The 10167-nt window shown below is 43.9% G+C and carries 13 protein-coding genes; 5 read left to right on the top strand and 8 right to left on the bottom strand.

Translation table 11 applies throughout. The features are described 5' to 3' along the window. The coding region (locus tag HP456_RS14920) for an MFS transporter (RefSeq protein ID WP_172252464.1) at nucleotides 1–755 on the bottom strand (755 nt) is incomplete at its 3' end. Nucleotides 756–1206: 451 nt separating this feature from the next. Between HP456_RS14920 and pxpB the strand changes: the two genes are divergently transcribed. The 3 genes from pxpB to HP456_RS14905 are packed head-to-tail and all read left to right on the top strand — an operon-like array spanning nucleotide 1207 to nucleotide 4136. After that, on the top strand, nucleotides 1207–1914 hold the full coding sequence (gene pxpB / locus HP456_RS14915) for a 5-oxoprolinase subunit PxpB (RefSeq protein ID WP_172252462.1): 708 nt from the start codon (nucleotides 1207–1209) through the stop codon (nucleotides 1912–1914). Next, on the top strand, nucleotides 1911–2912 hold the full coding sequence (locus HP456_RS14910) for a 5-oxoprolinase subunit C family protein (RefSeq protein ID WP_172252460.1): 1002 nt from the start codon (nucleotides 1911–1913) through the stop codon (nucleotides 2910–2912). Before pxpB ends, HP456_RS14910 begins: the two co-directional genes overlap by 4 nt. Nucleotides 2913–2948: 36 nt before the next feature. Continuing rightward, nucleotides 2949–4136: an NRAMP family divalent metal transporter gene (locus tag HP456_RS14905; RefSeq protein ID WP_172252458.1), complete on the top strand. Its 1188-nt coding sequence runs from the start codon at nucleotides 2949–2951 to the stop codon at nucleotides 4134–4136. A 526-nt stretch (nucleotides 4137–4662) separates the two neighbouring features. On the opposite strand, the gene HP456_RS14900 is transcribed toward HP456_RS14905, so the two are convergent. The 3 genes from HP456_RS14900 to HP456_RS14890 form a co-directional block, all read right to left on the bottom strand. Beyond that, the gene (locus HP456_RS14900) at nucleotides 4663–4854 is read right to left on the bottom strand and encodes a YwbE family protein (RefSeq protein WP_172252456.1); all 192 of its coding nucleotides are present in this window, start codon (nucleotides 4852–4854) and stop codon (nucleotides 4663–4665) included. Nucleotides 4855–5242: 388 nt separating this feature from the next. Then, nucleotides 5243–5473 carry an excisionase family DNA-binding protein gene (locus HP456_RS14895; protein WP_172252454.1) on the bottom strand — a complete coding sequence of 77 codons (231 nt, stop codon included), beginning with the start codon at nucleotides 5471–5473 and terminating at the stop codon, nucleotides 5243–5245. 81 nt (nucleotides 5474–5554) lie between these two features. Next, a complete protein-coding gene (locus tag HP456_RS14890) occupies nucleotides 5555–6475 on the bottom strand; it encodes a spermine/spermidine synthase domain-containing protein (protein WP_172252452.1) in 921 nt (306 codons plus the stop codon). A 251-nt stretch (nucleotides 6476–6726) separates the two neighbouring features. Here HP456_RS14890 and speD point away from each other — a divergent pair, with 251 nt between their 5' ends. After that, nucleotides 6727–7116, top strand: coding sequence for an adenosylmethionine decarboxylase (speD, locus tag HP456_RS14885; RefSeq protein WP_172252450.1), 390 nt, complete (start codon nucleotides 6727–6729; stop codon nucleotides 7114–7116). A gap of 87 nt (nucleotides 7117–7203) precedes the next feature. On the opposite strand, the gene rlmD is transcribed toward speD, so the two are convergent. The 3 genes from rlmD to HP456_RS14870 form a co-directional block, all read right to left on the bottom strand. Then, complete coding sequence (gene rlmD, locus HP456_RS14880) at nucleotides 7204–8577, bottom strand: 23S rRNA (uracil(1939)-C(5))-methyltransferase RlmD (RefSeq protein WP_172252448.1); 1374 nt, start codon at nucleotides 8575–8577, stop codon at nucleotides 7204–7206. Between the two features lie 126 nt (nucleotides 8578–8703). After that, complete coding sequence (locus tag HP456_RS14875) at nucleotides 8704–9078, bottom strand: globin family protein (protein WP_172252446.1); 375 nt, start codon at nucleotides 9076–9078, stop codon at nucleotides 8704–8706. Beyond that, a complete protein-coding gene (locus tag HP456_RS14870) occupies nucleotides 9078–9383 on the bottom strand; it encodes an antibiotic biosynthesis monooxygenase family protein (protein ID WP_172252444.1) in 306 nt (101 codons plus the stop codon). The genes HP456_RS14875 and HP456_RS14870 overlap by 1 nt, the downstream gene beginning before the upstream one ends. A 283-nt stretch (nucleotides 9384–9666) precedes the next feature. On the opposite strand from HP456_RS14870, the gene HP456_RS14865 reads away from it, so the two are divergent. After that, complete coding sequence (locus HP456_RS14865; protein ID WP_172252442.1) at nucleotides 9667–10017, top strand: hypothetical protein; 351 nt, start codon at nucleotides 9667–9669, stop codon at nucleotides 10015–10017. Between the two features lie 61 nt (nucleotides 10018–10078). On the opposite strand, the gene HP456_RS14860 is transcribed toward HP456_RS14865, so the two are convergent. Then, on the bottom strand, nucleotides 10079–10167 hold an 89-nt coding region (locus tag HP456_RS14860; RefSeq protein WP_146159189.1), incomplete at its 5' end, for an IS3 family transposase.

Below are 10167 nucleotides of genomic sequence, written 5' to 3'. Positions count from 1 at the left end.
CCTGCTATCGGTCTTGACAAGGAAGCCATGATTGCATTGAATAAATAAAATAAGAAGATATGCTGTATTCCACGTTCTTCACCAAAGATCACGATGAATGTTACAATCGATCCATAGCCGAATGTGACCATGATGGTGATGAAAGCAGGGAACCAGCTTGATTTTTCCACCAGGGAACCCATGTATGAGAACTTAAGGTCTTCTTTATTGGTCTCCTTTACGATTTCCGGCGTCTGATAACGAACCAGCGCCAGAAGAATGATGGCAATGACCCCGAGGACACTTGATGTGATGATCAGATTCGTGAATGTAGTGACCTGGAATAAGTAGATTCCGAGACTTGGAGCGATGATCATTCCAATTGTGATCGATAATCCGTAATAACCCATTCCTTCACCGAGACGGGATTTAGGTACGACATCAACTGCAGCTGTGCCATTGACTGTTGTCGACCATCCCCAGGCAAGTCCGTGTACAAACCTGAACAGTAAAAAGATCACGACTATGGAGGACAATGGATAAATCACAGTGATGAGCAGCAGTGAAACCACACCGATGACAACAAGAGGCTTCCGGTCTTTATACTCCAGCATGAACCCGATGAACGGCCTGCATAATACCGCCCCAATTGAAAATAAAGTAGTGACCAGACCAATTTCCAATCCTGAGGCGCCAAGTGATTTAATATATGGAGGCAATGTCGGAATCAGCATTTGAAACGACATAAACACAAAAAGATTTCCTACCATTAACATGATAAAAGACCTTGTCCATAGAGGTTCTTTTATTTTCGTCACAGGAAATCCCCCTTTCTGATATTCATTTATTCACAGAAATCATCCATTTTAGATGCTCCTGAATTTATTTCGAATTACTAAATAATAGCACATTCCAGGAAAAAGATATATGATTTCCCCCTAAAGATTCCTGCTATTTTCTTACATTCTATTCCCTTTCACTTTCCTTCCCATTTATCGCTTCCATATGCCGCTGACAGTCATTTATGCATTGAACATTAAGCCATTTATGCAGTTCAAACTCCCTGAACACCTTCACCCGGATAACATCTGCATTGAAAAGTTCTGAATTTATACTATAATAGACAACATGACCAAAAGTTCAGAAAATTCCACTTGCAATTCAAAAATAGAATTTTTATTTATATAAATTAATAATTATACAACACTAGTATAAGGAGGAACCCACTTGAACTACTCTTTATATCCTTTAGGGGACTGCGCAGTCGTCATTCAATTAGGAGATGCAATTGAAATTGACACGCACGAAAAAGTAAAAAATGTGACTGCGTTTTTTGAAAATAACCCGCAAAGATGGCTCATCGAAATAATACCGGCCTTTACGACAATCACGCTTTATTATGATCCGATGGTCATTTTACAGCATAAAAAAGATATCCTTCCATACGAGGGAGTGTGCTCCATCCTGACAGAATTGCTTTCGTATGAATTCAAGGGAGATTCCGCTCCCGCCAGAGTCATGGAAATCCCGGTATGCTACGGTGGTGAATACGGTCCGGATTTAGAAGAAGTGGCTGAAGCACACGGTTATTCAGTGGAAGAAATCATTTCCAAACATACGGCTGGGGACTATCTTGTTTATATGATCGGATTTGCCCCGGGCTTTCCTTATGTGGGAGGTTTGGATCCTGATTTAGCCACTCCGAGAAGAAAATCACCCCGATTAAAAATCCCGGCCGGATCAGTGGGAATCGCAGGGGATCAGACAGGCGTCTATCCGATTGAAACACCTGGAGGCTGGCAGCTCATCGGCCGCACTCCACTCTCCTTATTCCGGCCATCCGAGGATACTCCAAGCCTTCTTCAGGCTGGGGATCGGATTAAATTCGTTTCCATCTCAGAAGGAGAATTTATAGAAATGGAGGATAAAGCATGATTAAAGTTATAAAACCCGGCCTCCTTTCTACTGTACAGGATCTTGGAAGATACGGTCTTCAGAAATATGGCGTCATCGTCAGCGGCAGCATGGACCCGGTTGCCCACCGAATTTCCAACTGGCTTGTAGGGAATGATGAAAATGAAGCAGTCCTCGAAATGACCTTGACCGGGCCGGTTCTCGAATTTCAAGAGAACTGCCTGATTTCAATATGTGGAGGCGATCTGTCTCCTTCCATTGGAGGGGATCCGGTTCCCCTGTGGCGTTCCATCCTTGTTAAAAGGGGCAGCACCTTAAAGTTTGGAGGATGTAGAAACGGGGCACGGGCATACCTTGCCATTGGGGGCGGAATCGATGTACCTTCAGTCATGAAGAGCCGCTGCACCTATTTAAGGGCTGGTATCGGCGGACTTGACGGACGAAGTTTAAAAGAAGGGGACACTCTTGAATCAAGACCTCTTCAAGAAGATTCTAAAGATATTATGGACTACTTGATTCCTTATTTGGAGAATAAAACGTATACAGAAATCGATTGGTCGATTTCCTCCGAACTCATTGCCATCCACCAGTCCCAAAAAGCTATCAGAGTGATTAAGGGACCGGAGTACAATCTCTTTACCGAAAAAAGCAGGCAATCGTTTTTCGGGAAAGCCTTCAAGGTATCTCCGCAATCCGATCGGATGGGGTATCGTTTACAAGGAACTCAACTATTTATGAAACAAGACATTGAAATGATTTCAGAAGCAGTGACCTTCGGAACCATACAGGTGCCATCTGACGGCAACCCCATCATTTTGTTAGCAGACAGACAAACTACGGGGGGATATCCGCGTATCGGTCAAGTCGCATCTGTTGATCTTCCTCTGATCGCCCAGACAAAACCGGGGGAAGAGCTTTCCTTTACTGACATCACTCATGAGAATGCACAGAGACTTCTTTTAAATAGGGAAAAACAGCTGCGCCATCTTAAACAAGGGATTGCATTAAAACTCAGATAAACCAACATAGAACCTGCAGCAAGGAGAGATATATTCATGAAAAAATCAAATATCAGTGTATTGCTTGGCGCAGCCTTTCTGATGGCCACCTCGGCAATCGGACCGGGTTTCCTGACCCAGACTACGGTCTTTACAGAGCAATTGGCAGCAAGCTTCGGATTCGTTATCCTTATATCCATCATCATTGATATCGGTGCACAGTTAAACATTTGGAGAATCATCGCCGTATCCGAAAAAAGGGCACAGGACATCGCAAACGACATGCTGCCCGGGCTGGGCTACTTTCTGGCAATATTGATCGTCGCCGGCGGCCTTGCCTTCAATATCGGAAACATCGCCGGTGCGGGCCTCGGAACGAACGTTTTATTCGGCATATCACCGGAGATGGGGGCATTATTCAGCGGACTTGCAGCCGTCGGGATCTTTCTCTTCAAAGAGGCAGGCAGACTGATGGACAAGTTTGCGCAAATTCTTGGCTTCTTGATGATTATCCTCACATTATATGTGATGTTCACCTCCAACCCGCCGGTAGAGGAAGCCGTTACTAAGACATTCATGCCGGATACGATTGACTTCATGGCCATCATCACACTTGTAGGGGGAACGGTCGGCGGGTACATCACGTTTGCAGGTGGTCACCGTCTTTTGGAAGCAGGCATAACAGGAAAGGAAGCCCTCCCGCAAATTACGAAGAGCTCTGTATCTGCCATCGGGATCGCTTCGCTCATGCGGATTTTCTTATTCCTGGCTTCGCTTGGAATTGTTGCACAGGGCCTCCAGATCGATCCTTCCAATCCGCCGGCATCGGTCTTCAACCTCGCTGCCGGAAACATCGGCTATAAAATGTTCGGAATCGTCATGTGGTCCGCAGCCGTCACATCCGTTGTCGGAGCAGCCTACACATCCGTTTCCTTCATTCGCACATTAAGCCCTCTATTGGAGAAATACCACAAATGGCTGATCATCGGCTTTATCATTATATCTACCCTGGTATTTGTATCGATCGGTAAACCTGTCGCCGTCATGATCCTGGTCGGTGCCCTGAACGGATTAATCCTGCCGATCGCACTTGGCGTCATGCTGTTCGCCGCACACAAGAAGAAAATCGTCGGTGACTACAAGCATCCGATATGGATGACTGTATTCGGTCTCCTCATCGTCGCTGCCATGGCTTATATGGGTGTTTATACGATGATCAATGAATTGCCAAAGCTGTTTAGTTAAATAGGTGTTATGCAGAGACCTCAGACTCTATTAGGGAGTTTGGGGTTTTTGGTTTATGTATTGGGAAGGTTAGTGGGGCTGCGGTTGAATTTGGGGGATGCAGTGAATCTGCTGTGCCAGGGACAAATCTGCTGTTTTGTGCCTGGCACAACAGAAGACTTGGCGGACCATCCTATTAGAAAAATGGGGCAGGGACAAAACTAATAAACCACGACATAAAGACGAACAATTTCAGTGTATTTCTTAATACCGCTAATTATTTCCGTGCAAGACTTCGCTTTCCGCGGGTAGCCCGTGAGTCTCCTCGGCAAGCCTGCGGGGTCTCACATAAGCTACTTTTCCCGCAGGAGTCTTCGTCTTGCACTCCAATCAACCGCTGGAAAGAGCTAAAATCTAAATGTACATTGAACAAAATAAAAACCCGAACTAATTTGCCTGTAAGAAGGCAAATTAGTTCGGGTTTTACTTAGACTAAACACTTTTGTCCCACCCTCATGCTTTAAACAAGTAAACTCGATTTCCTCAATCAGAGGACGTTCTTTACCCTGCCTACCTGTCCGTCTTCAAGTCTCACCTTGATGCCGTGAGGATGATTCGCTGAGTTTGTGAGAATATCTTTTACGACTCCACTGGTCAGCTTACCTGTGCGCTGGTCTTTTTTCAGTACGATTTCGACTTGGATTCCTGGTTTGATATTTGCTCGTTGTTGGCCGTTCATATTATTCTCCTGACTGGGTATAGTTTATATTTGTGTTTGGATATTGGTTTGGATATGGGATTGGGTACTCTTTGACCCCAGCGTTCGACTCAGAGTGGGTTTGCCTTGTCCAGAGATTTTTCGACAAGCAGCTCAGTTATTTCAAAGCCGGCACAATTCCATAGTCAGAGTCTTGATCTAACCTGGATTCACCCGTTCCCTGCAACGATACATGTCCCAATCACCATTAATCCCACTTAACTTGGGCTTGAATTTCATTTTTCACGCTGCAAAAACAAGCTTTATTAAAGGTCTTTGTTTCAATTGGACAACCTGCTTCAAGGGCGTATGAACTGCAAACGCTAAATCCGGTGAACATAAAGATCCTATTCACATCAACCAGCCGGTATCAATCCTCATCTTTAACATCCGGATCGTCCGGAATCGGCTCACTGAGGTATTCGGCCAGCTGTTTCTTGGCTTTTTGCAATTGCTCGAGGTGCTGGTTGAATTGTTCGCGATAGACCAAATATTGATCGCCGTCATGGACCGCTCTGATTTTATTCTCTTGGATCAGAATTTCAATATAGGATTCGGGCAGGGATAGGTATTCTGCTGTTTCTGCTATTGTGAGATACATGTCTTTCCCCTCGACTTAAATGATTTACTTTTATTTTCCCTATTATATCATAGTGAAATAATCTTTCACCGCCCCTTTTCTTTAAATGTTTTCTTCCCTGAATAGATCATGCAGCCTCAGGTTTGACTCTGAATTGACGATGGCGTTCTTTTTGAATTTTTCGTAGGCGGGAGTAAAGGCGAATAGTGTTGATAACTCTTTGGGCAGGGTTCGATGGTGGACATTGATCTTCTGGAATTGCAGCGTGATTTCGTTTTTAGCAGCCAATTGGAATCCCCAGTCACCGAACGAGGGGATGATAGTATGGTATTGTTTAGTATGGAATCCCGCTTGTTCAAGTGTCAATCCGATACTCCAGAACACGGTCGGGGTTGCATCCAAAGCGTTTGATTGGCATACGAGGATCCCATCGTCACTCAAACAGCTGTAGAACTTCTCAAATAGTTCCTTAGCATACAGGCTTGCCATCAGTTCATTTGTCGGGTCTGGAAAATCAATGACCAAGACATCATAAACTTTCTTATTTTTCCCAATAAATATTTTGGCATCCTCGATATGCTCCGTGACTCTTTTATCAAAAAATGCCTGTTCGTTTAATTCCGCAAGGGCAGGGACCTGTTTGGCAAGCTCCACTACCTTGCCATCGATATCCACTAAATCAACTTCTTTGACGTTGGGATATTTCAGGATTTCGCGCAGGGCAAGTCCATCTCCACCTCCCAGAACCAGTACTGACTGAATGGATTTCCCAAGTGTGAAAGGCACATGGACAAAAGCTTCGTGGTAGATCCGTTCATCCAATGAACTGAATTGCAGCTGTTCATTTAAATACAGCCTGATATCCTTGGCACTTATGACCTGTATGTCCTGAAACTTGCTCTTTCCTTTATATAGACTGTCATGGCCCCCAGCCAGTAATTCCTTCAGCCCTGCACGGTCCCAGTCATCCCCGTACGTTTCCTTACCTGTCATCTTATTAGATTTATCATGATGTGTTCCCAATAGATCTCACTTCCCTGGTATTATTGCATTCTTATTCTATTTTATTTTCAGAGCCACCCATGAGTTCTTCCATTTCAGGTACTTGAGAAAAAATAGAGTAAAAGCCTAACAATAATACAGGTCAAACACCCTTTTGGATAACAATCACGCCAATTAAAAGGTGGAATTTCACAGAATTACAACCATTTTTCGGGCAAAAGTAACGGCTCGTACATATTCTGAAGTAAACTCTTACAGAAAGGAGAAGTCACTTGGAATACAGTACATTCGGAAGACATATCATTGCCGATCTTTGGGGAGTAGACTTCGCTAAGCTCAATGATGTTGCGTTTCTAAAGAAACATATGCATGAAGCTGCCATGGTGAGCGGTGCAACGCTGCTATCCATTGATTATCATCGATTCGACCCTCACGGAGCCACCCTTTTCGCTGTTCTTTCAGAAAGTCACCTTTCCATTCATACGTATCCGGAAAAAGGATTTGCTGCTCTAGACGGATATACGTGCGGATATACGGTGGATCCTTTAAAATCGATCCAGTATCTTTTAACTGTCTTAAATCCTGACAAAGTGAATTCAATAAAAATCACAAGGGGACAAGACGGATTAAATGTCAGCAGGCTGAAACTCCATAAAGATTAATCGTCAGCCATTCCAAATTAAATCCCATGTTCCATACTGCTTAAAAGCATAAAAAAATACAGAGAAGCCATTAGGCCGCTCTGCACTTTAAACGAGTTCGATGTTGGCGACTGCCTCGCAGTGCATCGTCTGCGGGAACATATCCACCGGCTGGATTTCTTTTGTTTTATAGCCGCCGTCTTCGAGAATTCTGAGATCACGGGCAAGAGTTGCAGGGTTACAGGAAACATACACTACCCTCTTTGGCTTCATGGAAAGAATCGTGTTGAGAAGTGCTTCATCGCACCCCTTCCTCGGCGGGTCGACTACAAGTACATCCGCGCTTACCCCGTCTTCATACCATTCAGGAATGACGACTTCAGCAGGCCCTGCTTTGAATTCAACATTATCCATATTATTTAGTACGGCATTCTGTTTTGCATCCGCGATTGCCTGCGGCACGATTTCAACGCCGAACACCTTCTTGGCTTTTTGGGCTAGGAAAAGAGAGATTGTGCCGATTCCGCAATAGGCATCGATTACGGTTTCCTCTCCTTTAAGGTCTGCGTATTCCAACGCTTTTTCATACAATACCTTTGTTTGTTCAGGGTTCACCTGATAGAAGGAGCGTGCGGAAATCGCGAACTTCACTTCTCCGATCATATCGTGAATGACTTCGTCGCCCCATAGCACATGTGTCTCGTCACCCATGATGACATTGGTTTTTTTACCGTTCACATTATGGACGATGGATTTTAACCCTTCTATGTTTGCAACAAGCTCTTTAATGATTTCTTGTTTATGCGGCAGCTCTTGTGTTCTAGTCACCAGTACCACCATGACTTCCCCCGTTGTGTATGCTGTACGGGTCATAATGTGGCGGAGCGTCCCTTTATGTTTCTTTTCATCGTAAGGACGGATTCCCAGCTTTTCGCAAGTATTTTTTACATGCTGGATCACTTCATCATTTTTTTCATATTGAATGATGCATTTATCCATGTCGATGATTTCATGACTTCTTTTCTGATAGAAGCCTGCAACAAACCTTCCGTCTTTTTCCCCGACTGGTACCTGTGCTTTGTTACGGTATCGCCAAGGCTCTTCCATGCCAAGTACTTCATGGATGGTCACGTCATGAAGCTTTCCGATCCGCTGCATCACATCCCGCACATTTTTCTCTTTTGCCTGCAGCTGGCCATCGTAGGTCATATGTTGAATCTGGCAGCCTCCGCATTCATTGTAGATCGGGCAAGGCGGCTCTTGGCGATGCGGACTTTCCTTCTTACGTTCCACCAACCGGCCAAAGCCGTAGCCTTTACTCGGTTTAACAACCTTTACCCTGCCTTCTTCCCCGGGAAGGGCATTGGGAACGAACAAAGGGTAGCCGTCCACCTTTGTCACTCCGTTGCCGTCATGTGTTAAATCTTCAAAATAGGCTTCATCTATATAATCATTCTTTTGAACAGGTGCTTTTTTACTCATAACGATCTTCCTTTTCTGCTTGCTAATTAAGACTCTACTGATTGTACCATATCAGGATGATCAAATTGAAATCCAGCTTCAAAAAAGAAAACACCGGACACTTTCCGTCTCCGATGTAGTTGTGCGTTATTCTTTTTCCAGCTGCTGTGCTAAATCATTCTCCCGGATGGCCCGGATCCCGGCATTCAAATAATGCTGGAAAATTTCAGCTTCTTCGCTGCCGCTTTCAGCCAAAGCTTCCAGCAAACATACAAAGTTATCGATTAGATGATCGGATTTCATGCCTCTGCTGATCAACACATTATTCAACCATAGTGCATAGTCGATAAAGACCTTTTCATCGCCTGCAGCAGCTGTAGTCTGAAGGTAATTAAAGTGATGGACATTGTCCTCGTAACATTTCTGCTTCCCCACTTCTCCGAATCGTTCCCCGAGTTCCGGGTACCGCTCATAGAGTTTCATTACAGCCCTGTCAATGACCGGCTTGAATTTATTTTCCATCAGTAGGCCACCACCTTAAACTTATCAATAGACGGGATGATCGATGCAAGTTCCTGATCAGGGTACTTTTTTTCAAGATCATGAATCCGCTTGTAGTCTTCGCTTTGAATCCAGGTCATGAAATGATCTTTTGTTTCCCATTCCATATGCACGGTGATTTCTCCCCGCTTCTTTTCATTTTGAAGAAGGAGGAATCGATGAAACCCTTCTGCTTCATCCACCAGACCCGACCGTGAATGATAGATTGATATGACTTCGTCCGCCTTCTCAACTGGGACGACGAATGTTGAATGAACGATATACATGAAACCTTCTCCTCCCTTGGCTTTTGCTTCCGACATGCTTTTTCCCAACTTTAACACAACGAAGTACTCAAGGAAACTAACCACTTGACTATTTATGGAAGCTTCATGTTATCACTTGAAAAAATTCAAAGAGAATTGCTAGTATAGAAAGATATTTCAGGAGAGACAAGCAGGCCATTTTGTAAAAACTTACCTCGTTTCAATGGGTACGGATAAGGAAATAGGGTATGTGCGCATTTCTTTCCTAAAATAATGACTTAAACTTAAAAAGAAGGTAGATCATATGGAACCAGACATCTTAGTAAACCTGATCCTGGTAAGCAATGTTTTTCTCGGCGTCCTTTTCACGTTAAAATCGCGTCGATGGTGGCTTCCTTATATCTTGATGGGAATCACCTTTTTAACCTTGACCTTAGGATTCGGGCTGTCACTTGTATTGAATAATCAATCGATCCTGTCCTATTTATTTGTATTTGTCGTTGGTCAGCTGATATGGGCATTTGTATTTGTCATCATTGCCCATATTCTCTCCTTCATCGTCAGAAAAGTGCCTTTCCGTCATAAACAGCAGATCGGATGGGGCTTCCTGATCGGATTCCCTTTGTCATTTTTAGTGTTTTTATTAGTCCGTTAAAAATAAAAAGGAATGCCTGCTAGTTAAAGTGTACCCTTTGTAAAGGACATTTTAAAAAAGCCTAAGCTACTTCTAAAAGATGATCTCTGTATTGAACAGGGGTCATCTTTTTTCGATTCCATTGATATCTATGGTGGTTATAGTAAGTAA

The sequence above is a fragment of the Bacillus haikouensis genome, from assembly GCF_013179555.1.
In the GTDB taxonomy this organism is placed as follows: Bacteria; Bacillota; Bacilli; order Bacillales; family Bacillaceae_B; genus Rossellomorea; species Rossellomorea haikouensis_A.
The sequence above is the reverse complement of the archived record's forward strand: the minus strand, read 5'-3'. Positions and strand labels throughout refer to the sequence as shown.